This window comes from Bradyrhizobium sp. CCBAU 45394 (genome assembly GCF_028128655.1).
Taxonomy (GTDB): Bacteria; Pseudomonadota; Alphaproteobacteria; order Rhizobiales; family Xanthobacteraceae; genus Bradyrhizobium; species Bradyrhizobium diazoefficiens.
Map to the genome: position 1 here is coordinate 31674 of NZ_LBIX01000160.1, position 25029 is coordinate 56702.

24 protein-coding genes and 7 pseudogenes are annotated in these 25029 nt (G+C 61.0%); 15 read left to right on the top strand and 16 right to left on the bottom strand.

Annotated features, from left to right (window positions below; translation table 11 throughout):
• Positions 1-27: 27 nt before the first annotated feature.
• From WN73_RS19190 to WN73_RS19205, 4 genes are read left to right on the top strand one after another with little or no spacing between them, the layout of a single operon-like run.
• Positions 28-1050 carry an ABC transporter substrate-binding protein gene (locus tag WN73_RS19190; RefSeq protein WP_271554313.1) on the top strand — a complete coding sequence of 341 codons (1023 nt, stop codon included), beginning with the start codon at positions 28-30 and terminating at the stop codon, positions 1048-1050.
• Positions 1051-1089: 39 nt separating this feature from the next.
• Entirely contained in the window at positions 1090-2328 is a 1239-nt protein-coding gene (locus WN73_RS19195; protein ID WP_271554315.1) for a CaiB/BaiF CoA transferase family protein, read from the top strand.
• A 30-nt stretch (positions 2329-2358) separates the two neighbouring features.
• Positions 2359-3189, top strand: coding sequence for a citryl-CoA lyase (locus WN73_RS19200; protein ID WP_271554316.1), 831 nt, complete (start codon positions 2359-2361; stop codon positions 3187-3189).
• Positions 3186-4082: an SMP-30/gluconolactonase/LRE family protein gene (locus WN73_RS19205; protein ID WP_271554317.1), complete on the top strand. Its 897-nt coding sequence runs from the start codon at positions 3186-3188 to the stop codon at positions 4080-4082. The genes WN73_RS19200 and WN73_RS19205 overlap by 4 nt, the downstream gene beginning before the upstream one ends.
• Positions 4083-4976: 894 nt before the next feature.
• Here the strand turns inward: WN73_RS19205 and WN73_RS19210 are convergent.
• A complete protein-coding gene (locus tag WN73_RS19210) occupies positions 4977-5126 on the bottom strand; it encodes a hypothetical protein (RefSeq protein ID WP_084292415.1) in 150 nt (49 codons plus the stop codon).
• A 115-nt stretch (positions 5127-5241) separates the two neighbouring features.
• Positions 5242-5526, bottom strand: a complete 285-nt coding sequence (locus WN73_RS19215) for a hypothetical protein (protein WP_271554322.1) — start codon at positions 5524-5526, stop codon at positions 5242-5244.
• Positions 5527-5747: 221 nt separating this feature from the next.
• On the opposite strand from WN73_RS19215, the gene WN73_RS19220 reads away from it, so the two are divergent.
• Both WN73_RS19220 and WN73_RS19225 read left to right on the top strand, forming a co-directional pair.
• Positions 5748-6479: a DUF3750 domain-containing protein gene (locus tag WN73_RS19220; protein ID WP_271554324.1), complete on the top strand. Its 732-nt coding sequence runs from the start codon at positions 5748-5750 to the stop codon at positions 6477-6479.
• 79 nt (positions 6480-6558) lie between these two features.
• Positions 6559-6848: pseudogene (locus WN73_RS19225) on the top strand (SOS response-associated peptidase); the annotation flags it as partial.
• 611 nt (positions 6849-7459) lie between these two features.
• Here the strand turns inward: WN73_RS19225 and WN73_RS19230 are convergent.
• Positions 7460-7726, bottom strand: coding sequence for a PilZ domain-containing protein (locus tag WN73_RS19230; protein ID WP_271554326.1), 267 nt, complete (start codon positions 7724-7726; stop codon positions 7460-7462).
• 1241 nt (positions 7727-8967) lie between these two features.
• Between WN73_RS19230 and WN73_RS44690 the strand changes: the two are divergent.
• Positions 8968-9088, top strand: a pseudogene (locus tag WN73_RS44690) (SOS response-associated peptidase); the annotation flags it as partial.
• A 245-nt stretch (positions 9089-9333) separates the two neighbouring features.
• Here the strand turns inward: WN73_RS44690 and WN73_RS19240 are convergent.
• Both WN73_RS19240 and WN73_RS19245 read right to left on the bottom strand, forming a co-directional pair.
• Positions 9334-9525, bottom strand: a complete 192-nt coding sequence (locus tag WN73_RS19240; protein ID WP_039146654.1) for a CsbD family protein — start codon at positions 9523-9525, stop codon at positions 9334-9336.
• Positions 9526-9793: 268 nt separating this feature from the next.
• Positions 9794-10284: pseudogene (locus tag WN73_RS19245) on the bottom strand (hypothetical protein); the annotation flags it as partial.
• Between the two features lie 578 nt (positions 10285-10862).
• Between WN73_RS19245 and WN73_RS19250 the strand changes: the two are divergent.
• Both WN73_RS19250 and WN73_RS19255 read left to right on the top strand, forming a co-directional pair.
• Complete coding sequence (locus WN73_RS19250; RefSeq protein ID WP_271554332.1) at positions 10863-11639, top strand: hypothetical protein; 777 nt, start codon at positions 10863-10865, stop codon at positions 11637-11639.
• Positions 11640-11734: 95 nt separating this feature from the next.
• Positions 11735-12012, top strand: a pseudogene (locus WN73_RS19255) (NYN domain-containing protein); the annotation flags it as partial.
• A gap of 705 nt (positions 12013-12717) precedes the next feature.
• Here the strand turns inward: WN73_RS19255 and WN73_RS19260 are convergent.
• From WN73_RS19260 to WN73_RS19275, 4 genes are all read right to left on the bottom strand, one after another.
• Positions 12718-13137 carry a hypothetical protein gene (locus WN73_RS19260; protein ID WP_271554334.1) on the bottom strand — a complete coding sequence of 140 codons (420 nt, stop codon included), beginning with the start codon at positions 13135-13137 and terminating at the stop codon, positions 12718-12720.
• An 11-nt stretch (positions 13138-13148) separates the two neighbouring features.
• Positions 13149-13370 carry a hypothetical protein gene (locus tag WN73_RS19265; protein ID WP_271554336.1) on the bottom strand — a complete coding sequence of 74 codons (222 nt, stop codon included), beginning with the start codon at positions 13368-13370 and terminating at the stop codon, positions 13149-13151.
• Positions 13371-13862: 492 nt separating this feature from the next.
• The gene (locus tag WN73_RS19270; RefSeq protein WP_271554338.1) at positions 13863-14021 is read right to left on the bottom strand and encodes a hypothetical protein; all 159 of its coding nucleotides are present in this window, start codon (positions 14019-14021) and stop codon (positions 13863-13865) included.
• Positions 14022-14159: 138 nt separating this feature from the next.
• Positions 14160-14519 carry a hypothetical protein gene (locus tag WN73_RS19275; RefSeq protein ID WP_271554340.1) on the bottom strand — a complete coding sequence of 120 codons (360 nt, stop codon included), beginning with the start codon at positions 14517-14519 and terminating at the stop codon, positions 14160-14162.
• A 554-nt stretch (positions 14520-15073) separates the two neighbouring features.
• On the opposite strand from WN73_RS19275, the pseudogene WN73_RS19280 reads away from it, so the two are divergent.
• A pseudogene (locus WN73_RS19280) lies at positions 15074-15232 on the top strand (hypothetical protein); the annotation flags it as partial.
• A gap of 63 nt (positions 15233-15295) precedes the next feature.
• On the opposite strand, the gene WN73_RS19285 reads toward WN73_RS19280, so the two are convergent.
• The 3 genes and pseudogenes from WN73_RS19285 to WN73_RS19295 all read right to left on the bottom strand — a co-directional run bounded on the left by WN73_RS19285 (position 15296) and on the right by WN73_RS19295 (position 16966).
• On the bottom strand, positions 15296-15421 hold the full coding sequence (locus WN73_RS19285; RefSeq protein WP_271554342.1) for a hypothetical protein: 126 nt from the start codon (positions 15419-15421) through the stop codon (positions 15296-15298).
• Positions 15422-15585: 164 nt separating this feature from the next.
• Complete coding sequence (locus tag WN73_RS19290; protein ID WP_333937975.1) at positions 15586-16026, bottom strand: arginase family protein; 441 nt, start codon at positions 16024-16026, stop codon at positions 15586-15588.
• A gap of 75 nt (positions 16027-16101) precedes the next feature.
• Positions 16102-16966: pseudogene (locus tag WN73_RS19295) on the bottom strand (DUF892 family protein).
• Between the two features lie 213 nt (positions 16967-17179).
• On the opposite strand from WN73_RS19295, the gene WN73_RS19300 reads away from it, so the two are divergent.
• Positions 17180-17380 carry a hypothetical protein gene (locus WN73_RS19300; RefSeq protein ID WP_271554346.1) on the top strand — a complete coding sequence of 67 codons (201 nt, stop codon included), beginning with the start codon at positions 17180-17182 and terminating at the stop codon, positions 17378-17380.
• Here the strand turns inward: WN73_RS19300 and WN73_RS19305 are convergent.
• A complete protein-coding gene (locus tag WN73_RS19305) occupies positions 17377-18462 on the bottom strand; it encodes an NAD(P)/FAD-dependent oxidoreductase (protein ID WP_442870114.1) in 1086 nt (361 codons plus the stop codon). The two genes, WN73_RS19300 and WN73_RS19305, sit on opposite strands and share 4 nt — an antisense overlap.
• A 188-nt stretch (positions 18463-18650) precedes the next feature.
• A pseudogene (locus WN73_RS19310) lies at positions 18651-20149 on the bottom strand (FAD-dependent oxidoreductase).
• A gap of 205 nt (positions 20150-20354) precedes the next feature.
• Here WN73_RS19310 and WN73_RS19315 point away from each other — a divergent pair.
• Positions 20355-20870 (top strand): YciE/YciF ferroxidase family protein, encoded by a 516-nt coding sequence (locus WN73_RS19315; RefSeq protein ID WP_271554349.1) that lies wholly within the window; start codon positions 20355-20357, stop codon positions 20868-20870.
• A 75-nt stretch (positions 20871-20945) separates the two neighbouring features.
• On the top strand, positions 20946-21461 hold the full coding sequence (locus WN73_RS19320) for an inorganic diphosphatase (RefSeq protein WP_271554350.1): 516 nt from the start codon (positions 20946-20948) through the stop codon (positions 21459-21461).
• Positions 21462-21725: 264 nt separating this feature from the next.
• On the opposite strand, the gene WN73_RS19325 is transcribed toward WN73_RS19320, so the two are convergent.
• Both WN73_RS19325 and WN73_RS19330 read right to left on the bottom strand, forming a co-directional pair.
• Positions 21726-22334 carry a cysteine hydrolase gene (locus WN73_RS19325; RefSeq protein WP_271554351.1) on the bottom strand — a complete coding sequence of 203 codons (609 nt, stop codon included), beginning with the start codon at positions 22332-22334 and terminating at the stop codon, positions 21726-21728.
• A 2-nt stretch (positions 22335-22336) separates the two neighbouring features.
• On the bottom strand, positions 22337-22987 hold the full coding sequence (locus tag WN73_RS19330) for a phosphatase PAP2 family protein (RefSeq protein WP_271554353.1): 651 nt from the start codon (positions 22985-22987) through the stop codon (positions 22337-22339).
• A gap of 380 nt (positions 22988-23367) precedes the next feature.
• On the opposite strand from WN73_RS19330, the gene WN73_RS19335 reads away from it, so the two are divergent.
• Positions 23368-24663, top strand: coding sequence for an NRAMP family divalent metal transporter (locus WN73_RS19335; RefSeq protein WP_271554355.1), 1296 nt, complete (start codon positions 23368-23370; stop codon positions 24661-24663).
• A 20-nt stretch (positions 24664-24683) separates the two neighbouring features.
• Positions 24684-25025, top strand: a complete 342-nt coding sequence (locus tag WN73_RS19340) for a DUF3147 family protein (protein ID WP_271554357.1) — start codon at positions 24684-24686, stop codon at positions 25023-25025.
• Positions 25026-25029 lie beyond the last annotated feature (4 nt).

The window sequence follows — 25029 nt, forward strand, 5'->3', positions numbered from 1 at the left end:
AACGACAGCTTCACTGGAGGAACAGACATGCGCGTCCTGACACGACTGATGCTCGGTATCGCCGTCGCTGGCTTGGCAATCGCGTCCGCCAAAGCGGCGGAGCCCGAGAAGACGAAGCTGAAGATCGCGGTCGGCTCCCAGATCCTCAACTACATGCCGCTCGAGCTCGGCGTGAAGCTCGGCAACTTCAAGCAGGAGGGGCTCGAGGTCACCGTCGAGAATTTTCAGGCCGGCGGCTCCAAGGCGCTGCAGGCGCTGATCGGCGGCTCTGTCGATGGCACTGTCGGCTTCTACGACCACACCATCCAGATGCAGGCTCAGGGCAAGGCGATCTCCTGCGTGTTCCTGCTCAACGACACACCGGGCGTGCTGATCGGGGTCCGCAGCGACCTCGCCGACAAGGTCAAGACCGGCGCCGACTTGAAAGGACTCAAGCTCGGCATCACCGCACCGGGCTCGTCGACCGACACGATGGCGCGCTACTACATCAAGAAGGCCGGGCTCGGCCCCCGCGATGTCAACATCATCGCGGTCGGCAGCGGTGTGCCAGGCATGGTCGCGCTGGAAGCCAAGAACATCGACGCGCTGGTCTATTTCGATCCGATCGCCACGATGCTCGCGCGCAAGAAGGCGGCGGTGCCGCTGTTCGACGCGCGCACTCACGAAGGGTCGAAGCAGGCGTTCGGGGGCGTCTATCCGACCGCCTGCCTCTATTTGCAGCAATCCTTCATCGACAAGAATCCGGAGACGGTACAGCGGCTCGTCAACTCCTTGCTGAAAACCCATCGTTGGATCAATTCGGTGCCGACCGAGCAGTTGGTCGAAGCCATCCCGGCCGGCTACAAGACCGACAACACCGAGGTCAACATCGAGATCCTCAAGGCGTCGAAAGACCTGTTCTCGCAAACCGGTCTGATGGACCCGGAGTCCGCCAAGGTGCCGCTCGCCGTGCTGCGCGACTACGATCCCAAGATCGCAGCGGCGGAGATCGACCTCTCCAAGACCTTCACCAACAAGTTCGTCGAACAGGCCGCAAAGCAATTGAAGTGATGAGGCGCTGCACTCGCCTCATCTTCTGGAGTTGATCAGATGTCCCTGCCGCTATCAGGCATTCGTGTCCTCGACCTGTCGAACGTGCTCGCCGGTCCGTTCTGCGGGTATCACCTCGCCCGCCTCGGCGCCGAGGTGATCAAGATCGAAAATCCCGAAGGCGGCGATCTTGCACGCCGGCTCGGCGCCGACCCCAAAATGTCTGAGCGCCTACAGGGGCTGTCCTTCGTCGCCGTCAATGCCGGCAAGCAGTCGGTGGCGATCGACCTGAAATCGAAGGATGGAAAGGAGGTTTTCCTGCGCCTCGTCGCCACTGCGGATGTCGTGCTGGAGAATTTCCGGCCGAAAGTGATGGAACGGCTCGATCTAGGCTTCGAGACGCTCGCAAAACACAATCCACGCCTGATCTATTGCGCAATCTCCGGCTTCGGCCAGACGGGGCCCTGGGCCGGGCGCCCCGCCTACGATCAGATCGTGCAGGGCCTGTCGGGTGCGATGAGCGTGACGGGCGATGCGCGCTCCGCGCCGTTGCGCACCGGCTTTCCGATCTCCGACACGATCGCGGGCCTGACCGCGGCTTTCGCCATCGCCGCGGCGCTGGTCGAGCAGCGCCAGACCGGCCGCGGCCGGTTCATCGATGTCTCGCTGCTGGAATCCACGATCGCTGCGATGGGATGGGTCGTCTCGAACCATCTCAATGCCGGCATCGATCCGCAGCCGATGGGCAACGAGAACTTCACCGCGGCACCGTCAGGCACCTTCAGAACCGCGACCGGGCCGCTCAACATCGCCGCCAATGAGCAGAAGCAGTATGAGACCCTCTGCAACCTGATCGGGCGACCGGAACTCAAATCCGATCCGCGTTTCGCCGACCGTCAGGCCCGCAAGACCAATCGGGGCGCACTCAGCGACGAGCTCAACCGCGCGCTTGCGGCAAAGCCCGCCGAGGAATGGGAAGCGCAGTTCAATGCCGCAGGCGTGCCGGCCGGATGCGTGCTCAAGGTCGCCGACGTCCTCACTAATGCGCACATCGTCAGCAGGCATTTCATCGAAACGCTGCCGGCCAAGCGAAGCGACGGCGAGGCTTTGCGGGTGACACGGCCGGGCTTTCGCCTCGAAGAGGAGCTTCCGTCACCGCCTGCCCCGCCCGCACTCGGCGCCGATACCGTGCACTGGATGGCACGGCTCGGCTATTCGCGGGAGGCCACCGAACGCCTCGTGGCGAACGGCTCCGTTGGCCTGCCGCCGACCGCGGAGACCGCCACGAGGAATGCCTGACAAGGGGCCCGTGACATTAAAGGACCGACGATGACCGAGGCATCCACACTAGAACAGGCCGCCGCGCAATGGTGGCGGACATCAATCTGCGATATCGCTCCGGGGCGCATCGCCTATCGCGGATATCCCATCGAGGAATTGATCGGCCGCATTTCGTTCCCGGCGATGATCTGGCTGATGCTGCGCGGTGAACTGCCGACACCACAGCAGGAGAATCTGCTGCAGGCCGCGCTCGTCGCATCCGTCGATCACGGGCCGCATGCACCGTCGATCGCGATCGCGCAGATGGCCGTGAGCTGTGGCCTGCCGCTGAACGGCGCGATGGCATCAGCGATCAACACGCTCGATGACGTGCATGGCGGCGCTGGCGAGCAGGCAATCGAACTCTATGAATACGTGCTCCGCCGCAGCCAGGAAGAAGAGATCGACTCGGCGGCGGCAGCCGCTATCGACCACTTCACCGCGACGCGCAGCGAATATCTGCCCGGCTTCGGTCACCGGTTCCATCCTGTCGATCCGCGCGCGGCGCCGCTTCTGGCGCTTGTGGATGCGGCCGTCGCAGATGGCAGCGTCGAAGGCAATTATGCCAAGGCGGCGCGGGCGATCGAACGCGTGATGCAGCGACGCAAGGGCAGGCTCATTCCGATGAACATCGACGGCGCTACCGCAGTCATCTATGGCGAACTCGGCTTTGCCGCGCCGCTGGCTCGTGGCATCTTCTGCCTGTCGCGCGCCGTCGGTATTCTGTCCCATGCCTGGGAGCAGACCGGACGCAAGGACCGCAACAAGGGGCCGATGCCCAAGCTGTTCGGTTATCAGTATGAGGGCCGGCAGCGCCGCCATCTGGATGTCGCCCCATGATGTATCTCGAGCAGCCACCGAAGCTCGTCCGGACGCGGCTGTTCTCGGCCATGCCAGAAGAGTTCCGTCGCCGCGGCGTACGTTCCGTCTGGGCGGACGCCAACAAGGGCGGCGCACCAGTCGATTGCTTCATCGAAGGGCCCGCATTTGATCGCGACGGCAATCTCTACATCGTCGATATCCCGTTCGGACGCATCTTCCGGATTTCGTCCGACGGGGCCTGGTCTCTCGTCGTAGAGTATGACGGCTGGCCCAACGGGCTGAAGATTGCCCGTGACGGACGCATCTTGGTCGCCGACTACCTGAACGGCTTGATGGAAGTCGATCTGCAAGCGGGCGCGATCCGACCGCTGCTACGGCATCGCAATTCGGAATCGTTCAAGGGATGCAACGATCTCCACATCGCTTCAAACGGGGACATCTACTTCACCGACCAGGGACAGACAGGGCTGCATGATGCGACCGGGCGCGTCTATCGCCTGCGCGCCGATGGCCGGCTGGAGTGCCTGATTGCAAACGGACCAAGCCCCAACGGCCTCGTGCTCGATCGTGAAGAAGCGGTTCTCTTCGTGGCAATGACACGCGACAATAGCGTCTGGCGCGTTCCGCTGACGAATGATGGTGGAGTCGCAAAAGTCGGCCGCTTCCATACCTTCTTCGGAACGAGCGGCCCTGACGGATTGGCGTTGGACACTAACGGCCGTCTGTTCGTAGCCCATGCCTCGCTCGGTCACGTCTTTGTCTTGCAGGCGAATGGCGAATGCGTTGCCCGCGTCAAATCCTGCGCAGGTCCGGCCTGTACTAATGTCGCGCGGAATGCGGCCAATGATACATTGGCAATAACCGAATCCTCGACGGGTTCAGTGCTTGTCGCCGACATCGCGCATGTTTGATTTTTCTTCGGCGAAGCTCAGCTTTTTTCCCGTCGCGACCCCGGCCTGCGAGTTTACCAATCGCGCTCTTGGTGGAGCGGACCATCTGCCAAAAGCAAGAGCGCACCTTTCCGCTGCTCGTCCGTTTTCCTCGCTGCAACATCCTATTCTACGATGGGCACCCAACGGAGCTCCACCGACTAGCTGCGCGGCCTATAGTGGATGAAGGCCCTGGAGATAGGGCGACAGGCCCGGGATCACCTGCATCGTCGTAACCCTCTCCATTTCTAAACGCGCCACAAAGATTCGGCGGAATGGAGCTACTTACACAATAGACCCAGCAGCTTAAGTGCTGGGTGGGGCGCGAGGGGTCGAACCTCCGAATGGCGGAATCAAAACCTGTTTGATCATATAGTGATTTCAAGGCGCATTTGGAAAAAATAGTCGAAACACACTCCAATAATTTCAATAGGTTGGCTACTGTTTCCAAATGAAAATGGGCCAGCTAGCGATCGATTGAGCAACGCAGCTGCCTTTCGGATTCGCTTAGGCATGGCTCGCGCTGTCACGCGTGCATCTGCCCTGTCCGCTAACGCGCTCGCGGCAGTGCTCACGCACCGGGCCAGGGCCGTCCGCCGAGAAGGCACCTGGGAGGGCCTTCAGGGGCCCCCTCCGCGCCTGGTTTGGAGCCTCGCAGGCCGCGATCGCCTCCAAACCGGCAGTAGATGCGAGCGTGTAACGTGGGTACGGGCCGCCGAGCAACGTAACGCCAGGACGGCTCCGCCGCGGATGGCTGATCGGCAAAGCAGTCTTGATCATGCCCGACGAGCTGCGGAGCTCAACCGATAACCATACACCCGCGCGGCCAATCACGACCATCCCATCCGTCTGCCCTGCAGTCGTGGACTTGGCGCGTCAGTGTCGTTTGAAATACTGCACGTCGCGCTCGTGCTTCTCAGCTGCCGCGCGACTTTTGAACGTGCCGAGGTTGCGCCGCTTGCCGGTCTTAGGATTCACTTTGCGCGAGTAGAGCCGGTACTCGCCGGATGCAAGTTTGCGGATCATGATTGCGCCTCCTGCTTACATGACTTCAACGGCGCTATGTTCGGGCAAGTTCCTTTTCGAGATGCCGACAAGGCTCGCTGACAGTCCGATCCCCTCCCCGCGCTCTCTGCGCACTTCAGCGACGAAGCCCCCAGAGCACAAGGCCGGTGCTCGCGAGCATCAGCACGCCAACTGATATGAAGCCAGATGTCACGAGCAGTTCTTGCCATGCCGGCGCGGAGTGGTTCGCGGCTGTGATGGGCGACATTGCAGCTGTGCCCAGGACGGCAGCAAGCGTCGTCGTTGCCCAATTGCCGTAGGTTCCTGCCAGCAGGCTTATGAACGCCGCACGTTCCAGCCCGGTCGATAGCCGAACGTGCTCCCAACAACCTCCGAGTGCCAAAAGGAAGATGCCGTTCATGAGGCCCTCGAGGTGAGCCGCAAGTCCCATCCTAATGTTCGAGAAGTGTTGTTCGGCAAGACCGGTGAGCAATCCCAGCAGAAACAGAAGCATTCCATGCCATAGCAGGCGGCGTCCAATTGCTTGCACTTTTTGCCCTCCCTCTTTCGGCTCTGGCGTCTCCACCGTCGCGAACTATATGACGGAGTATCGTCCCATCGCGCGCGCCCTTGAAGAAGCACTTGCTCATCCTTCTATTCCTGCTCTTAGCGCCGATCGCAGCATCGGCGGCGCGTTATCTTTGGCTGGGCGACGGCCGAGGGAACTGGCAGACCGCGGACCGGTCCAGCGCAGGCCTTTTGCCGCCGGCAAGCACTCATCCAGAAGCAATGATCCGGGTCTTTGCTGCGCGAGCGGTGCGATGGCGTAGCATTTTCGCCGTCCACACATGGATCGTTGTGAAAGAGAAGGATGCGCCGACCTACACTCGCTACGATTACACAGCGTGGGGTGATCCCATCCGAAGCAACGGCTTCGCTCCGGACGGCCGCTGGTTTGGCGCCCTGCCCGAGGCAATCGTCGCCGTAGACGGCGAACGGGCCGAGGTGCTCATTCCAAGGATCCGCAAAGTTATCGAGAACTACCGATTTCGTGCATACGGTGACTATAGCCCGTGGCCAGGTCCCAACTCGAACACCTTCGTGCAGGCTGCGGTGGATTCCATCCCCGAGCTACATGTGGTTCTACCGCCCACGGCGATCGGCAAGGACTTCCCATATGATGGCCGCTGGATCGGAATCACGCCATCGGGGACCGGCGCCTTCGCTACGCTCGCGGGATACGTTGGCCTCACCGTCGGCTGGGTCGAAGGGCTTGAACTCAATTTCTTCGGCGCAGTTCTGGGGCTCGACGTACGACGTCCCGCAGTAAAGCTCCCCGGCCTTGGTCGGTTCGGATTTGCTGCCGGGCTTTGACCGCTTACCGCCCTTCCGAGACGCAGCGACACTGGTGCAGTCAGAGCAGCGGCCACCGAGCCGCACCGGAGACCACACCTTGTGCAACCTCTACAGCATCGCTACGAACCAAGCTGCGATCAGCGCGCTGTATGTTGGCAACCTGGCCCCGATGCCTGGCGTCTTCCCTAATTACAAAGCGCCGATCGTCCGGGCGGGCGCCAATGGCCGAGAGCTCGCTACCGCTCGATGGGCATGCCGTCGTCGGCGCAAGCGCTTATGGAGGCGACCAAGAAACGCGCCGCGAAGCTGGAAGCCAAGGGCAAGACCGTCGATTTTAAGCAGCTGCTCCGGATGGAGCCCGTCCCAGGCGGGCTCTCCCTCATCAACTCCAACAAATATTAAGCGACCTAAAGATCTCTCGTGGAGGCGGAACTAATTGACGTTTGCCGGAACGTCCCGGTGGAAGTTTCGTGCTGGGGCTAGTTGCCTTTAATCTTTCCACCCGGCATTTTTGACACGGGCTGCGGCGGTCGTCGCTGCTGTGGGCGTCGCCCCGCCAGAATGCAACAAGGGCCCCGCTCCTATCGCTTACCCAGGGGGGCCTGATACCTTGTCGCGCGCCAACTTTTTTTGATGGATATTTTTTTGAAGACGCTGCAAATTCGACCGTCCCCCGGTGGGGAGTTTTTCCATGCAAAGCGATTTAGTGTGCGCCGAGCGTAACGCGGCGAATGCCGCTGAGGTGGAATAGTTCGCCGCCGAGCCTCTAGCGACCGGCAGACCTGTAGCTGCGAACGATAACAATGAGGACGGGCCCTGGCCGCTCATTCCATTCCCTGACGATTGGTACGCGACGTGTTGAAACTCGGTCCAAGGTCGGTGCCTAGCGCCTTGGCACGGGTCGCGTCGCGGGCGAGTGGCGCGCGGTGCCTTCCTGTCTGGCCCGCGTCGTCGTCAACATCGCAAGTCCTTTTCGCCCCGCGCCCGGTCGTGGCACGCTAATAGACAAACTCCACCCCGGCGAAAGGATCGCGATGCCATACGAGGCGGCAGGCGAAGCTCGTTCGAAATTGGTCGAACGATAGGTCGAAGTCAGTCGACGGGATCAGAGTATCTTTTAGCAGAATGCCGGCGCCAAGAACCGAAAGGTTTTGCATTGCGCAGGGCGTGACTGTTGCACCGCCTGAGAGCGAGAGCATAACTGTCTGGTCGACCGTCTTGCGTGTGACGCGTCGCCGTTCAACACCTGCCCATTCAACAGACACTTTGCCTCCGGACGTTAGCAGCATCACATGGCGGGGGTCACCGACCAAGGGGGCGGCGACCCCCTCGCCGCGAAGGCGTCGATACGCGAAACGAGGACGACTTCGCGACTGCATCCAGCATCGGCACCGGGCCGGCCGGTGCAAGGACCTTCTTGCGTTAGTATTACTTGGGTCGCTTAACGAGGCCGGGCCGCTTCGTGGATCGGCTTCGTGAGACCATTTCCTCGACGCTTCGCAGCGTCCGAGCGAATTCGGACCGAATATGTCGAACGTGCGCCGCATCTTTTGGCTCTGAGAGAAAAGCAATCTTCACGAGGAAGCGGTTCAATCGCGATGTGACGAGAAGATTGTCAGAGTGCTGCGAGCGCAAGTTCGTGATCTGTCGTCGCATCTCAATGAGGTCGAGCCGGTCATCGTCGGGCATATTTGCGAATTGAAGCTTGTGTCGGATAAACGAAGCCGCCGCGCCGAATATCTTGGCGCGACGGCTGCGCCATGGTGAACCCGAACGGGGCAATGTCCGGTGCAAGAGAGGCTAACGCTCTGTATTCCAGGTGCAACCGAAGACGCGGATTAAGCTTGATGTGGCTGCGGAAAGTTAAATCTGGAACAAGGGCTGCTGTCGCGCGGCAGCATGCCAGCATGGCGCCGGCATGTCTTGCAAGTGCAATAGGGCCGATGGGGCCTACCTGCCCGACGTCGAGGGGATCATTGAGAGGTGAAGGTGCGCCGAGGGACTTCCGGCATTAGCGTGCCATTGACTTCAACCGTTGCCGGGGGCGGCGCCTTTCTTGCAATCCGATTTCTAACTGGACGTCATGATCGTCTGCCTAGGAAGCCAGCCGAAGATCGTATCGGCGCTTCAACCGATCGCTGGTGACTTTGGCGGCATATTGAATGCGGTCGAGATCGCCTCCGTCGTTCGCTATGACACACAATTTCCAGTTGATGCCCTGTGATTGGTGGGCCTCGTATTCGACTTCTACTGAGACAACATGTTCGGAGCCGGGGAAACTACGAATGTCCTGAAGCGCAATGCGTTCGAGGTCCGCCTTTGAAAATTAAAGCTTTTGCCACCTTCATCTCCTGAGTTGGCAAAGGGCCGCCGGGCCCTAGCCAACCGAACGTGCGTGGCTAAGTCCTAAGGGGCTGCAATGCCTCAGTCCTTAGGCCGCGTCGCAGAGCGCGCCTACTGTTGACGATCGCCGATGCCGAACGCGCCCAGGCGGTGACCTGCCCTAATGCCGGGCATCTTTCCGGACTATCCCGCGCCGATCGTGCACGACGCTGCGGACGGGCGCGATGGCGCGCTGGGGCATGCCGAGCTCGCAGCGAGCGCTGATAGACGCGACCCGCACGCGCTGGAGCGCGCCTTCGACATCGCCCGCCAGGATACGCCAGCCGGTATTTCTCCGGACGAAGCCGTCGCCGAAATCAATCGCAGCGGCCATGGACATCACGATTTAGAAATTGCGATCCGGGGCGAGAGGGGCCGCTATTCCACGTAAGAAGGCCGGTAAAAGGCGCCGGCGGCATTGTGCCAGACTGGCCAGTCTAAAAAAGAAAAAGCCGCCCGGAAGCGGCTAGTTCTAGGTCTTCTCTTCTGCTTATTTCTTTAGGGCGTCAGCGGCGTCCCGCGCGGCGTCCTTCACGTCTCCCACCGCGTTGTGGGCGGATCCCTTAGCCTTATCAATCTTGCCTTCGGCTTCCAAATCCTTGTCACCACTGAGCTTACCGGCCCCCTCTTTGATGGCGCCTTTTGCCTTATCGGCAGCGCCCTTAACATGTTCGCGGTCCATGATCGTGTCCTTTGCAGTTGGAAGATAAAACAATGAAAGCGTTGCTCTGTCGTTCCTCCAGCGGACGCTCGGCGTTCCACAAAGTGAAGGTGGAACCCATCGATATCCATGAACCGCCCTTGAGCTATCGCGCGAGGAAAATGGCGGGTCCGGCAGAGTAGCTAGATGCGTACCCCAAAGCCCCAGAGCCGCCCGCCACAGGCCCGGCGGTAGCGATCTTCGAGAGAGGGCGGCCCGCCTGCGCGGGCCGCCCCAGAACTCAGCGTACTCAGGCTCCGTAGAGTTGGCGCTCTCTCCGAACCTCTTCGGCGTTATATGGTGGGCGGAAGGATCGTAGCTCTTCCACCCGGCCTTCTGCCAAGCCACACTCCGGTCGCGCAGATTGACGGAGGACTGATTGAGGAGAGCTTCGTATCGCGTCCGATCCTCATCCGGAACGCGGGCGGAAACCAGCGTGCCGCCACGCCTCACGCCCTCAGCGTAGAGCGGTGCTTCCTCGTCGGAGACGCCAGCCTGCGTCAATGCCCCGACTACGCCACCCGTGGCAGCGCCGGCAGTCGCACCCAAAGCGGTCGACGCCAGCCATCCAGCGGCGACGACCGGACCCAAACCCGGAATCGCCAACAAACCAAGGCCCGCGAGCAGACCGGCGGCACCGCCGAGGCCCGCACCAATGCCCACTCCCGTTGCCGCACCTTCGGCACGATCGTCGACCCCGTCGCGGTCACGATCGACTTTCTTGTCCGTGCTGTACCAGTTGACGATCAAATCATTGTGAAGGTTCTCAGAGACGAGTTTTCTTTGCGCGGCATTCGGTCGTTGACCGCCGAAAAGTCAGAGGAAATCGAACAGACTACCGATCTCGAACTGGAGCTTGCCGCGCGGGACTTCGTCGCCACCAGCCGCCTCGTCCGATCGGCCCAATCCCGGCCGCTGGTCGCCAGGATCGCCATGTCGCGCTTGAGATCTTCCATCACGGCGAAGCCGTCCGGATAGCTCACCAGGATTTTCAGCACCGTGACCTGGAAATTCACACCCGCCCTCGCGATCAGCGCCACATTGTGGGCGCGCGCGAGAGGGCATCGCGGCCAAACTGTCTAAGCTCCAGCCGGAGTGGGTAACCGGCAGCGGGGATCTGTGGCGACAGCATTAGCGCAATCACGTGAGTGCGCTCCCGCATTCTGCAACCGCGGGCTGCCGGACTGCGCCTTCAATTCAGGACCGGGATCTCGCTGCCGACCACAATGAATCCATGGCGCCGCCAGATTTGAGCCGCATGGCGGCCCATGTCGCCGCGAAGGGTCGTTTCGGGTGGGGGCGCAACACCGGGGTTTTCCATGTCCGGCTATTTGCGATTGTGCTTCGCCGGTTTCGCTCTTGTTGCAATTCTTTCGGCGACGCCCGCGTCCTCCGACCCTCTTACCGACTTTTTCAATAGCGCTCGTAGCGAGCCCGCTGCAACCTCTTCGGCGCAGGCAGATTGCTTGCCGCGCCCGGGCGACTCCACCGGCGAAGGACAGCACTGGGTTTATCGGATGGACGGTCACCGCAAATGCTGGTTCCTGGCCGAGGGCATCCCAACGGTGAAGAAACCGGTTCGTCGTCCGGACGAGAACAAGAACGCGCGGCGTGGGCTGAGCGCGGTCGGTGATGCGCGCGCCGAGTTGTTGCGCCCTGCACGGGCGGAGCGGTCTCAGCAGACGTCGCCTGCACCGGAAGTCAAGGTAGCTGATGCCGCTTCCGGTCTCGCTACCGGAACGGCACCCGCGCTATCGGTGCCGCCAGTCGCCGATCTTCCGAGCGGCCAGCTCATGCAAGAGCGGTCCGTGCCGCGCCAAGTCGACGTCGAGAAGCTTCTCGCTGCCGCGCCAGCGGCCAACGATGCGGTGACCGCCGGCGCACCTCCAGCTATGCCGATCGGCGCGCGCATTGCGGAGGCGCGCGACGAGGCGTGGAGCGGGACGGCAACCTGGTTAGGTGTGTTGCTGTTGACACTGGGGGGCTTCTCGATCTTAAGCTCGAGCCGCACGCTTCGACACGCGGCATATCACGTCGGCTCTTGGCCCATGTGCGAATCACGGCGCGTCTCTGGGAAAGTCGACTCGTCACGCTGAACTGGAAGTCGTTCAGCTCCAGCCCGACCCCGAACGAACATTCCACCTCGTCGGTGTCTGAGACAGGGCGATCTGAGGCTGCTATAGTTCAGCGAGACGCCCGCGGCCGCCGCAAGGTCAAGGGCAACATGGATATCGAGCTTGCGGTGGACGCTATGGAGCTCGCCAGGCACATTGACCAGATGGTGCTGTTCTCCGGCGATGGCGATTTGGGTCAACAGTTGCCAGCCAGCCGCCGATGATCGCCGATGAGTTGCGCCGCCAGGCCGACTTGTTCACCGACCTCGTCGAGCTGCGATCCAGGATCGAGCGGCCCGCCTCTGAACGCGCGCCCCCGCGCGAGCGTGAGGCGCGTCAATCCGCGGCGCAATTTTACAGCGCGTGACGGCCGTGGCACCGAAGGGAATGATAGCGTGGAATGATCTCGAAGTGCCAGTGAGCAGCGTCAGGCAGTTGGCTTTAGCCGCCATCCGAATTGACCAGCGAAATGTCTGCTCACATGCACCTCGCAGGCATGGTGCTTATCGTCGGCGTAAGCACGTTCGACCGTCTGCTTGCTGCATCGGCTTCGATGAGATGGCCGACACCCTGTTCAAGGATGAGGACACCGAAGACGAGTTCGCCCTACACAGCGATTATTGCCTTAAGCACAATGGGTGCGAGAAAAATCCAGTTGCCGCGGCAGCTCATTGGTTAGGGGTGCAGAAGGGTCAACGATAAATACTCACCGTACAGTATTAGCTATCTTTTGCTGCTTTCGTTATTGCAGGTGTCACAGCGTTTTTGACGATCTTGCACAAGGTCGACACTCGCAGCGCCAGCACGGAAGCGTCGGGCACGATAGTTTTGGCTCGACCCCATCCGCCGTTGCCAACGCATGCCGGCCCGAAATAAATCGTGCCTTTCTATCGGCGGCTCTGAATTCGGGCCGGATCAAATGAATTCACCGCGTTGGCTGAATTTGGGCCGCATAGCGAGCTACGTCACGGCCAAGCGGCAGCAAGAAGCCAGCGGCCAAGCCGCCGCAGAAAGCAGCCTAGCTAGAACCGCTCCGCTACGGTCTGGGGCGAGGTCGAGCTTAACCGAGAGGCCCTGCTTGCCTGAAATGGAAACGGTTGGGTGCGAACCTCCGGGCCACAGTGCGAACCTCACCCTCGCATGTTTCCAGCGCGATCTTTTGGGCGAGCATGACGTCTCCGATCGGCAGAGCACCGATCGGCATGAAACACAACCCCATCTGTAGGCGACCTCTTTCGTCTATCTCGCACACGTTGACCGAGGCCCCGGCGTGGATCCTGTATCGAATGCCGCTGTCGCTCCCGATCACCTCGAAGTAGCCCTTCCTGGCGAACTGTTCACGCTGGGCTGGCGACAGCCATTCCCGCAAGAGTTGCAGCGACCTGCCCTCCGCCGTGCCCTCGGCGCCGTGGCGGATGAAGAGTGCTCTCGCCGCCTTCATATGGGACCGGCCGCCCCGCGAAGGTCGAAATCCGAACATGACCGTCTCGGTTATCCACCGACCAATCTGGGGAAGAAGACGGTTTCCTTCGCAGTTGGGTCGAACGATCGGATCTGCGAGACCTGACCTGGACCCGTCCGGACCGACGCGGTGAAGCCGGCATCGGTGAGCTCGTTGAACCGCTGCTCCGCTCTTGCTAGATCTTGTTCGTCGTCCGCATTGAAATGATGTCGGCTGTCGCCGCTGCGATCCATCACGATTTGGATTGCCACGATTGTCCTCCTCGGATTGCTGGTGGCTAAGGATCTCAATCAAGTATCTGGCCGAAGTCACGAACTTTCAAGAGTTCGTTTCAACGGCGGCCTTACCGCGAGCGAGCCTCTGCCGCCGCGGCGTCAGCATGATCCCCAAGTCTAAGCGGCGCGATCGCCAGCCCAGCCTTTCGACAAGTGGCAGTGCGTCAAGCAGCCGGCGGACGTTCAGGAAAAGTCCATCGACACGCCTCGTTGCCTGGCGTCGCCCCGAATACTGTCGAGGCCCAGCTCACGGGTGGGTGTTGGTTTTCTGAATAGGTCGCCATGCGACGGCCGATCGTGGAAGGTCTCCGAACTCGGATGAGGCGTAGTCCCGACCTTCTGGGGTGATGATATGAACGTCGTAACAGCCTATCTTGGCAAGCTCCCTGGCTTTCGTAAGGGCCGCTTCGGCGGTTTTCCTCCGGTGCGCCCGCTCGCCGTGCCTGCACATGCCTCTGACGGTGAAACTCATTTCTTCTTCTTTTTGTTCTTTTTCATGGTCTCGGCCTGGGCCAGGAATGCCTCGGCCAAGGTCTTCATCTGATTTGCCACAAAGGCGTCAGCAGCGCGTGCGGCTGCCTTTTCGGCCACCTCAGCCTGCTTGCGGATGTCCTTTACAGCTCCCATGGGGGCTTAATTTCGAGGCCACAGTGTTGTTCCGCCTTATAGGGTCGATTCCTGGCGGCTTCCTTTTTGTTCAGACTTGAAAGCTTTGTGCGGCGCAATCTGCGCCAGATCGGATGGTTTAGTCGGCGATATCAGCGATCAGAATGCATGGCGGATTACCTGTGCCGCATGATCTTGACGCGCCTCGCCGGAGAGCCGGATCAGGTGGTCGTCGTCGACTGAGTCGCCGCGCACGATTGTCGCCTGCAGTTGTTCCGCGCGTAACGCGAGCGCCGCGGCCTGCCGGATAAGCCCGCGCTCCAGCTCGCTTTGCTGTTCGCTGCCGCGAATGCCTGTACCAAATCGCGGAATCTCCGCGCGGCAGGCGATCGGCCGTCGAATCGGAAACGTCCCACTCCCCGGCACCAATAGCGTCGGAGCCGCAGCCTCATCGGGAACGCCGGCCGCAAATGCGCAAGCAACCGCGCCTGCGGGCGGAATCGGCCGGCCAACAACCACCGATCAAAGCGACAGCGATGCGAGGATAGATCAAGAGAACAACAAGGCTGACAGAACGGTAGGAAAAATTTGCAAAAACTGTTGAAACACGTCTTGTTATTGGTAGTTGTCGCATCCCTTCCGACAGTGGCTGCGAACGCGAAAGGCTGGCGGCACGACCATCGCACATCCGCTGCTCCGGTAGCAGAGCGACAGGACCGGGCAAAAATTACGGCCGAGCAGAACCGCGATCCCGCTGACAAAGCCTTGGACAAGAAGTCAGGAGTATCTGCCGTGGGTGCTAATTGACGGCCCTACCATTGCGCGAGGTCAGAACTAGGATGCGCCCGCCGTCGGGCGCTGCGTCCGAGCGCCCTCGTCGATATCAATCCGCTGTCTTACGCGTGGTCGGCCGTGAACCTCGATAGGGGCAATCTGAAAAATGACTTCGCCTTAGCAGGAAATGGACCATACTCGCGGGCCCGCCTCACTGCCGTGGGTGAACCGTACGCGGTGCCGGCCCGAAGGTTGCAATATCGACGGGCCGGTGTGCTCGTCCGGCAAAACGGCGGAGGTTGACCGAGCAGGACGACCACATCAATCCGGCAGGTGTCAAGGGCATCGGCGAATTGGGTAACGTCGGTACCAATGCCGCTGTTTGCAACGCGATCTTTCATGCCACGGGCCAGCGGCTCCGGAAACTACCCATCAGGCTTGAGCACCTGGATGTTTGATAGATCCTAAAGCGTCACGGAGGGCACGCCGCGGTCTAAGACTGGCCGCGGCATTCCATCGACTCAGAGGAAGTTCTTCCCAAAGCCCGTAGGGATCGGAAAATCGGCTCGCAGCTCGGCGGGCGCGAGGCTGGCTGCCGGAATTTGCTCTGTGACGATAACGACCTTGCCCTGGAACCTTTCAGCCACGCGAGCCCCTTCTGCCAGCCTCTCATAACCTTCGTCCCGGCGGTCGGAATCTAATTCTCGGCCGATCTTAAGAGGCTTGGAGGGATGCGCGAAATATAGGCGGAAACCAATTTCAAGGGCGTACGAAGCACTACTGAAACAAACTAGGCGCAACCCTATCGATACTAGCCCGATGGGGATCGGGTCATGTGGACAATAGGGGCGGAGTCATCTCCACTAAGGAGCAGCGGCACGGCGCCGGCCCTCAGAATAGACGCGGTTGTGGAGGAAATTAGCGATCGATTTTCCACCGGCGTCACCGGATTGGTCGGAAGATCGCCAAGATCAACCGCCCGTAGTCCCACTGGTATCAAAGGGCCATCCTGATCAAAATCCCAGCGTGAAGGATCTTCGGCAATCTGGCGTGTTCTTTCCCGAAGGGCTGAGGGAGCGCCGGCTGCGTGGCTGGCGCAGCCTGGCACATGAGGCGTCGCGTCCGGCGCGCCAAAGATCACGACATCCGCGCAAGACACTGAATCCCGCTTCGCCGCTGGGACGCCGAGATAGGTTGCAGTGTTGTTTTGCGGGTTAGTCATCGCGTTCGGCAGACTGCACTCCATTGGCATGGGCAAAGGCACTCAAGCCGGGATCGGGCCCTTGTCTTCCCGATCCCGGCGTTACCGACAGCGCACGTCCATGCTCTATTCGGTTTGCTCGACCGTGCGGCGGGCATCTTCGCGACCGACATCAGCGACCGAGCTACCTGGTTAAGCAACTGATCGGCATTTTCCTCCTCCGCCAGCGACTTCGACAACAGGCTGACGATGGCGCTATGGCGTAGCTGCTGGGCGAGGTTGCGTGCTGTGGTGTAGCCCGCAATTTCGTAATGTTCGACCCGCTGCGCCGCACCGATCAGTGCCAGGTCAGCGGCAGCATCTTCCTTCTCTTCGCCCTCCGTCATGATTTCCTGACCTTCTTCGACAAGTCCCATCATGCCCTTGCAGGGCTTGGCCCGCGCTGATTTGCCAAGCAGTTCAAAACATTCGTTGATGCGCTCGATCTGGGTCTCGGTCTCGCCGAGATGCTGTTCGAACAGCTCGCGCAATTGGTCGAAACGCGCCGCTTCCGCCATCTTGGGAAGTGCCTTCGTCAACTGCTTCTCGGCGTGCAGGATGTCGCGTAATTCGTCGAGCAACAAATCGCCCAAGCCCGCCTCATCCGCCGGTGGCAAGCTTTCGGTCACGATCGCCGTCGCCGGACCGGGTTCTCCAGCCTGGAGATCAGCGGATCGGCCTCGGCCGCCTGGCGGTCGAACTTCGCCGGCTTGAGGTGCATGCGGGCCAATGTGCCGACGACTTCCAGGTGGCTCAGCTCTTCGGTGCCGATATCCATCAGGAGGTCTTTGCGATCGGGGTCTTCGCAGTTGAGGCCCTGTATCGAATATTGCATTGCCGCGGCAAGTTCGCCGTTGGCGCCGCCGAACTGTTCAAGAAGCATATTGCCAAAACGCGGATCCGGCTCATCGACGCGGACGGTGAACATCAGCTTCTTGACGTGGTGATACATGGGAGATCCTCGGGCCTAAAGGGTGATCAATCCGAACGGCCAGGCGCTGCAGTCGTTCCTATCCCCATCGAAGTGTCGCGGTGGAAGCTGCCCGGCCCAAGTCCGGTGCTCTCACGTCGCCGCTCAAGTCATTGGATCCGCGCCTCCTGGGCTGCAGGAACGGATAGCTGCCAAGACATTTGTTGTGCGGGAGGCCGGTAGGAGGAGCATCAAATGGACAGCGAAGACGCCATGGCGAAAGTGAAAGAAGTGTCGGAAGGCGTGCGGGAGACCGCCCGCACTGTGCGGCAGAGTCTCGAGGAGGGTCAGCCCCCGGGCCAAGCGCTCGGCTTTCTCCGCGAGGTGGTTCGTGAGGCTCCGCTTCCCTCATTACTCGTCGCTTTCATGCTTGGCTGCCTTGTCGCCCGCCGTTAGCCGGGAATGTCACGGTCGATCGCAAAGTCATCGAGCAGGGGCGACGATCCTCCCGAAAGAAGCGAGCCGATGAGCTCCGCGGCGAGGAGGCTGAAGGTGATCCCGTTACCGCCATAGCCAAAGGCCGCAAAGATATTCTTGGAGCCGGGCACTGCGCCGATGAGGGGCAGCCCATCGCGGGTGGTGTCGAAGGCCCCTGACCAGGCGAATGCAACGTGGCTAGAGGTGCGGGGCCAGAGAGCTCTCAGGCGTTCCTTGAGCACCCTCACCTTTGTCGGGGTCGCCGCGTCACGAACGTCAGGCTGAATAAGCCCCTGATCATCCTCACCGCCGAAGATGATGCGTCCATCGGATGTCGTACGGGCATAGTGGTAGTTCTGGGTCGCTTCCCAGATGAGCGCCTGCCCCGGCCATAGATTATCCGCCTGCGGCGCGGTTGCGATCGCCCAACTGGAGGCCGGTTGTTGAGCCGTGGGCCGCACGACGTCCGGCATGACATAGCCTGTCGCGAGCACCACATGGCGCGCTTCGATCGAAAACCCGTCTTCGAGGCCGACGGTCACGGTCGAGGCGGTGCCGTCATAAGCAACCGCGTTGGCCTTCAGAAGGCGGGCGCCGCGCTTGAGTGACAGATCGAGCAGGCCGCGCGCGAGCAGAACGGGATCGGCGTCGGCTGCGTCCCTCGACAGGATGGCGCCCGCGCGGGCGATCGCGAAGCGTTGGAGAAGTTCGGCATGTCCCAGTAAGAGGGACGGCAGATCAACGCGGCTTCTGACGCTATATTCGTCTCGGATGAGCTTCGGACTGTCATCGGCAGCAAGGTAGAGCGAGAGACGCGGCCGCATGTGACACGCGACTCCGTACTGCGCAACCAACGCCCGTAGTCCCCGAGCGGCCTGGTGACTGGCGCGGTAGCAGCGGACTGCCTTCTCGAAGCCGTAAAGCTGGGTGAGTTGGAAGAGCGGACGGTCGATTTCCCAAAGTAGCATTGCGGTGCTGGCGACCGTGCTGCCGAGGCTTGGAACCTCGCGATCGATGATGACGACCTGCCGACCCTGCCGGCTCAGACGCTCGGCCACCAGGGCACCCGTGATACCGGCGCCCACGACCAGGACTTCGCAGCGAAAGCTGTCGGTGATCGGCTCTATGGACGGCGGCGGCAGAACCGCCCATGGTGTTCGGGCGCTGCGCAGGTCGTCCTGTTCGATATCTTCGTCTTTGAAGATGGAAAAGCTCCCAAAAACAGGTGAAGTGAGTTCTTCACGCAGGCTTATCTTTGAACGGGTCGCAAGGCCGAAACGGCCGGCGCATTGATCGGCTGGCCATTGGGCGCGAAGATCGAGCCGTGGCAGGGACAGTCCCAACAGGTCTCGAAGCTGTTCCAGTGCAGATGGCAGCCGATATGGGTGCAACTTGCCGAGTGCAAATGCAGCTCGCCCGCTTTGTCCCTGTAGGCAGCGATCTTCTCGAGACCGCGACGCAGGATGGCGCCCTCGCCTGGCTTAAGCTTCTCGAGCGAGGCGATTTCACCCGGCGTCACATACTCGGCGAGGTTTTGCAGGATCGTCATGTTCTCGCGCAGGAAATTCCTCGCCGCTGCGAAAGGTTTACGATCCGGCGCATAAACAGACTTCCAGAGGTGATCCTCGCCGAGAATGAGAGACGAGTTCAGCATTGCTCCCATCACACCATGGGTCAGACCCTGACCGGAGTCGCCCATCGCGAGGTATATGCGCTCGCTGCCGGGCTCGCGGCCGATGAAGCCGGCATAATCGATGGTGTCGAGTACCTGTCCCGACCAGCGGTGCGTGACGCTGCCAACTGCCGGGATCAATTCACGCGCCCAGCTCTCCAGCCGGGCAAAGCGCTCCTCGGCGTCATTCGCCTCGCCGCTTTTGTGGTCTTCGCCGCCGACAAGAACGAACTCATGATCGTCTGGACCCGTTTGCAGCCGCACATAGTGGTAGGGATCCTCGGTGTCCCAGTAGAGCGCGTCCGGAAGTTCACCCCGCGCGATCGCAAAAGCGAGCACATAAGTACGGTAGGGCGCGACCTTGGAATGCAACTGGAAGCGCTCGGCAATCGAGGCGTTGGTCGCGATCACGGCGTGACCGGCCGTGATCTGCCCTTGTGCTGTTCGCAGCGTGACGGCGCCGTCCCGTTCCGCAACCTCTTCGACAGGACTGTTGGCGAAGAAACGGACGCCGTTCGCCTCACAAACCGCGGCAACTCCAGCAAGGTACTTCAGCGGATGGAAGGTCGCCTGCCGGGGATAACGAAGCACGTGGCGGCTTTCACATCCCTTGAGCGGAACGCCGACCAGTCGATGCACCGGCGCGCCGACTTCCTGCACCGCTTCCAATTCCTGGTCGATGATGTCGGCCGGCATGCCGTGGCCCTGAAAGAGGTACCCATCCAGCCGCCGGAAGTCGCAGGCGATCTTTTCGCTCGCCTGGATCTCCTCGATCCGGTCGACGCCGGCGGCCTGGCTTTCGTAGAAGAGTTTCGCGTTCTCAGCACCACGAAGCTTTCTGAACTCGCTCATCAGATCGTCGCAGAGCGGCGCCAGGTGCGCCGAAGTCCGCGCCCGCTCGCGATGCCCTGGCGGTCGATGACGATCACCGACTGGCCCCGCTTGGCGAGTTCGTAGGCGGACGACAGGCCGGCGATTCCGGAGCCGACCACTGCCACATCACAATGGGCATCGCCTTTGAGCGCACCCGCCTCCGGCAATATCTCCGTCTCCATCCAGAGCGAGGTGCTGACCATGCAAGACTCCATAGAAAGGCAAAACGCCGGGCCTGCTGCCGAGGTTCCCTCCCGCCGCTCAGTAGGCTTTGCGACCTGCTTCTCGCGAACGGGTTCGCCAATTCGGAAGGCGCGCGCGGGACCCGCGCAACCGGCTGCGGCAAGGCGATGAGGAACAAAGCCCAGTTCGCGCCGTTCCATCGCTTTAAGATCGAGGAGCGAAGTCATGGGACTATTCTCAAAAGACATCAAGACGATGGATGATCTGCTGCTGCACGGCTTGCAGGACATCTATTATGCCGAGCAGCAGATCCTCAAGGCGTTGCCGAAAATGATCAACAAAGCCACCAACCGGGATCTGGTCACGGGCCTCAAGAACCATCTCGAAGAGACGAACAAGCAGGTCGAGCGTCTCGAGAAGGCCTTTGAGAAACTGGGCAAGTCGGCGAGCGGCACGCAATGTCCCGCCATCGACGGCCTCATCAAGGAAGCGGATGAGACGGCCAGCGAGATCGAAGACAAGACGGTACTCGATGCGGCGATCATCGCTAACGCGCAGGCGGTTGAACATTACGAGATTTGCCGCTACGGCACGCTGATCGCCTGGGCAGAAGAGCTCGGCCATGACGATATCGTGCGTTTCCTGACCACGAACCTGAACGAGGAAAAGGCAGCGAATACCAAGCTCAACACGGTTGCGCTGCGCAAGGGCGTCAACAAGAAGGCTTCCACCGCCGCCTGATCGCCGCGGGCCCGGCGGATGATTTCGCCAGGCCCGCACCCATTTATCGATGCCAATGCGTGATCAACTGTCGCCATGACCAATCTGACAAAGCTGCCGAGCTGGGCCGACGACGACAACATCTTCGCCGTTGTCGAGACGCCACGCGGAAGCTCGTGCAAGCTCGACTTCGATCCCAAGCTCGGTGCTTTTGCCCTGGCAAAGCCGCTGATGGCGGGTCTGACCTATCCTTACGATTGGGGCTTCATTCCCTCGACCAAGGCCGAGGACGGCGATCCGCTGGATGTGCTGATCCTGCATGATGCGCAGACCTACCCGGGCGTCGTGTTGCGCTGTCGCCCGGCCGGCATTCTCGAGGTCGAACAAAGGAGCAAAGGCAAGAAGGAGCGAAACGATCGCATGTTTGCAGTGCCTGACCGGTCACCGCTCGAAACGGATCTCAAGGATATCCGTAATCTCCCCGCCCATGCGCGCGACGATCTGGAACAGTTCTTTCGGGCGACGAACGCGCTGGAAAACAAGGAGCTAAAATTCCTCGGCTGGCATGGCCCGAACCGTGCGATCAAGACCATCAAGCGCCTCTCCCGCTAGTCGGCCCCGGGACGACGTCGGACTTGCTGAACACGGCTTGATGTTTCCCATCAGGGTTCGCCGTCATCCTTTGCCTGCTTCGCTTCTCTGGAAGCACTGAGCGCCACCGCACGTCGCTCATAGTCGACAGCCAACGCCTCGATTTTCGAAGCCGCTTCTCGATCATTGATGGAAGCAGCCAAACGTCGACATCGCGACGCCTCCTCAATCAAGCGGTTAATCAGTTTCCCCGCCAGACTACGCAGGAAGGCAATTGACCGGCCGTCAATCGTCGACGCTCCAGCTCGCAAGGATGCCGGCAACGGGAGCCACCTCGATCTGCAAGCTGAACCGCTTGCTGTAAAGATTGATGAGCGCATCGTGGCTTTCATCAGACGAGCTGCAGAGCGCATCTTCGGCCAGGATGACACGGTATCCGATATCGACGGCAGCCAGCACCGTTGCGAGCACACAGACATCGGTCTCACCGCCGGACACGATCAGCGTATCCACCTGATGCTCATCCAGAAAGCCCTGCAGCCGGCTATTAGTGAATGCGCAGTAAGTTTGGCGGTCGATGACTGTGGCAGGCGGCACAAAGCGTGTCAGGTCCGGTATCAGTTCAAGCAACGCCGGATCGACCTTGTCGCGTGTCACGCATTCCCATTTCTCATAATAGGCTTTCCAGACGCCGCGCGCTTCGGCCTTGTTGCGGACCGGAATGAAGCGCGTAAAGACGGTACGTTGCGGCGCGTGCGCAATCAGCCTCACTGCCTCAGGTAGCGCACTTTCCAGCCAGGGCGTTGCCCAGGGGGCACCCGGCGCGAATAACCTTTGCATGTCGATGCAGAAGTGGACGGCATGCGGACCGGGGGGTGCAAGAAGCTGGCCCATGACTAGGCCGAGCCCTGACGACCAAATCCCGTCAGTCGTCTTATGACGCGCTCGAGCACTGCACCGATCGCCAGACCCGCAAGCACATCGCTTGCCCAGTGGGCCAGCAGGAGAATGCGCGTCGACACCAGAACGGCGCCGAGACTCCACGCAAGATTGCGTTTGGCGGGCGGCAGGACCGCGGCGGCGGATGCGAGGGCGCCGACATGCACGGCGTGCCCCGAGGGGAACGCATCCAGCGCGCGGCCGGAGAGTGGGATGCCATGCAGATGGCCGCGCACGGTGCGCCGGTCCGGCCGCACCTGGTCAAATTGTGTTTTGAGAAGGTGTGGCAGCAGGACGGAGGCGAGCGTCGTCAGCAGCACATGATCGCTCGCGCGCCGCTGCGGCAGTGGCTTGGCGCGACACCAGAGCCACCATCCGACGGCAAGCGCGGTCAGAATATGCTCATCCGCTCCCCAAGTCAGCGCGCCCGAAATCCGCTCCGGCAGCGGACGGGTGTGCCGCGCAGTGGCACGCGCAAGTTCAATATCGGCGGACAAAGGATGCACTCGTATCGTCATCGACTGCCTTCTCTCGCAGATGTCCTTACGTCCTGCAGCAAACCGTAAAAACGCAACTGGAAAGCAGAACAAGTCGTCCTGCTCTTTCAATCAACCGCCTCGAAAACCGTTCCCCGGCGAGGAACTGTGCGCCGGACGGACGCGTTGGATGCGAGGGACAGATCAATGGAGGAGAGAGCCATGGGCTTTGGACGAGGCGCATTGTTGTGGCTGCTGGGCATACCGCTGCCGATCATTCTGCTGCTCGCGATCTTCTGGCACCATTAAACCGGCGGCACAGGTCAGGCGAGCCTGTCGGCCAAAGGGACTGTCGAAGTGCCCTGAGCAACCGGCTTAGCGTAAATATTAGTGCTGTACCTTGCGTGTGCGGGCGTCCCGCATCAGGCGTTGAGCCCGACCGATGAAGCCCTCATTGCTTCTTGACGTTGCAAACGGGACGCTCGGCGCCAGTCCTAACCCCAAGGAAGCACATGGCAAGGGCCGACGCCAAAAAGCCGGATCGAAGGACGGGCCTTTTGAAGCGGCTCGGACCCGGCCTGATCACGGGCGCATCGGATGACGATCCGTCTGGGATTGGCACTTACAGCCAAGCGGGCGCGCAACTTGGTTTTGGCATCGGCTGGACGATGCTCCCGAGCTACCCCCTGATGGTGGCGATCCAGGAGATTTCGGGCCGGATCGGTCGGGTGACGGGGCACGGGATCGCAGGCAATGTCTGCCGCAACTATCCCGGCTGGGTGATCTGGGCGCTAGTCGGTTTTCTTTTTATCGCCAACACAATCAATGTTGCAGCCGATCTCGGAGCCATGGCGGATGCCGCAAAGCTGGTGATTGGCGGATCGGCGGTCGTGTACGTCGTTGTCTTTGCGGTCATCTCGGTGCTGGCGCAGATCTTCATCGCTTACAAGCGCTATGTCGCGATCCTTAAATGGCTGACGCTGGTGCTTTTTGCCTATGTGGTCGCTCTGGCGGTCGTCAAAGTGCCCTGGGCTGACGCCCTTAAGGGAATATTCATCCCGAAGATCGAATGGAGCGGCGCCTTTCTGACGACGTTGGTCGCCATTCTCGGGACAACGATTTCGCCCTACCTGTTCATCTGGCAATCCTCGCAGGAAGCCGAGGAGCAACGCATCAATCCCAAGAAGAAGCCGCTTAAGGAGGATGTGCGTTCTCAAGGACGCGAACTCTGGCGCATTCGCCTCGATACGATTATCGGCATGGCCTTCTCAAACCTCATCGCGATCGCGATCATCATCACGACGGCCGCCACCTTGCATCAGCAGGGGGTGACCGACGTGCAGTCATCGGCGCAGGCCGCGGCGGCCTTGAAGCCGATTGCTGGGCCACTCGCCGAGCTGGTTTTTGCGCTCGGCATCATTGGCACGGGTTTGCTCGCCGTTCCGGTGCTGGCCGGCTCGACGGCCTATGCCATTGGCGAAGGCCGCAGATGGCCCGTTGGCCTCGCCCGCAAACCGCGGCAGGCCGCGGCGTTTTATTCGGTGCTTGCTCTCTCGGTCGGCCTCGGTGTGGCGCTCAATTTCACGCCGATTGATCCGATCAAGGCGCTTTACTGGAGCGCCGTCATTAACGGGGTGCTGGCAGCACCGGTAATGGCTGTTTTGATGCTGCTCGTCAGACTGCGTGACGTGATGGGCAAGCTCGTGGTCGAAGGCTGGCTGTACTGGCTCGGCTGGGCATCGACGGCGGCGATGGCTCTTTGCATCGTCGGCATGGCGGTCAGCATGCTGATGCCGGGATCGTCCTAGAAACGGCAAGGCAAGGAGAAATGGTCGACTACGCATTGCGCTTTCTGATTGGCGGCTTGGTCGTCTCGCTGTTTGCGGTCATAGGCGACGTACTGCGGCCTAAGAGTTTCGCGGGATTGTTTGGCGCCGCGCCATCCGTTGCTCTGGCAACGCTCGGCCTCGCCTTCTCAAAACATGGCGGCGACTACGTTGCGATCGAAGCACGCTCGATGATCCTCGGTTCGATCGCGCTGGCGGCTTACAGCTTTGCTGTTTGTCAATTGCTGATGCGGGCCGAATGGTCTGCGCGCAAGGCCACCCTCGCCGCTCTCGCGGTCTGGCTTGTGGCCGCGATAGGCCTCAAGCAACTTTTGATAGGCTGAGCGC

What these genes read in the sequence shown, in the direction of transcription:
- WN73_RS19200 (WP_271554316.1), top strand. Translation starts at nt 2,359, where the DNA reads ATGACCGAGGCATCCACACTAGAACAGGCCGCCGCGCAATGGTGGCGG.
- WN73_RS19340 (WP_271554357.1), top strand. Translation starts at nt 24,684, where the DNA reads ATGGTCGACTACGCATTGCGCTTTCTGATTGGCGGCTTGGTCGTCTCG.
- WN73_RS19210 (WP_084292415.1), bottom strand. Translation starts at nt 5,126, where the DNA reads ATGATCCGCAAACTTGCATCCGGCGAGTACCGGCTCTACTCGCGCAAA.
- WN73_RS19260 (WP_271554334.1), bottom strand. Translation starts at nt 13,137, where the DNA reads ATGTTCGGATTTCGACCTTCGCGGGGCGGCCGGTCCCATATGAAGGCG.
- WN73_RS19190 (WP_271554313.1), top strand. Translation starts at nt 28, where the DNA reads ATGCGCGTCCTGACACGACTGATGCTCGGTATCGCCGTCGCTGGCTTG.
- WN73_RS19270 (WP_271554338.1), bottom strand. Translation starts at nt 14,021, where the DNA reads ATGGGAGCTGTAAAGGACATCCGCAAGCAGGCTGAGGTGGCCGAAAAG.
- WN73_RS19325 (WP_271554351.1), bottom strand. Translation starts at nt 22,334, where the DNA reads ATGGGCCAGCTTCTTGCACCCCCCGGTCCGCATGCCGTCCACTTCTGC.
- WN73_RS19300 (WP_271554346.1), top strand. Translation starts at nt 17,180, where the DNA reads ATGGACAGCGAAGACGCCATGGCGAAAGTGAAAGAAGTGTCGGAAGGC.
- WN73_RS19215 (WP_271554322.1), bottom strand. Translation starts at nt 5,526, where the DNA reads ATGAACGGCATCTTCCTTTTGGCACTCGGAGGTTGTTGGGAGCACGTT.
- WN73_RS19240 (WP_039146654.1), bottom strand. Translation starts at nt 9,525, where the DNA reads ATGGACCGCGAACATGTTAAGGGCGCTGCCGATAAGGCAAAAGGCGCC.
- WN73_RS19250 (WP_271554332.1), top strand. Translation starts at nt 10,863, where the DNA reads ATGTCCGGCTATTTGCGATTGTGCTTCGCCGGTTTCGCTCTTGTTGCA.
- WN73_RS19320 (WP_271554350.1), top strand. Translation starts at nt 20,946, where the DNA reads ATGACCAATCTGACAAAGCTGCCGAGCTGGGCCGACGACGACAACATC.
- WN73_RS19335 (WP_271554355.1), top strand. Translation starts at nt 23,368, where the DNA reads ATGGCAAGGGCCGACGCCAAAAAGCCGGATCGAAGGACGGGCCTTTTG.
- WN73_RS19195 (WP_271554315.1), top strand. Translation starts at nt 1,090, where the DNA reads ATGTCCCTGCCGCTATCAGGCATTCGTGTCCTCGACCTGTCGAACGTG.
- WN73_RS19315 (WP_271554349.1), top strand. Translation starts at nt 20,355, where the DNA reads ATGGGACTATTCTCAAAAGACATCAAGACGATGGATGATCTGCTGCTG.
- WN73_RS19205 (WP_271554317.1), top strand. Translation starts at nt 3,186, where the DNA reads ATGATGTATCTCGAGCAGCCACCGAAGCTCGTCCGGACGCGGCTGTTC.
- WN73_RS19290 (WP_333937975.1), bottom strand. Translation starts at nt 16,026, where the DNA reads ATGCCAATGGAGTGCAGTCTGCCGAACGCGATGACTAACCCGCAAAAC.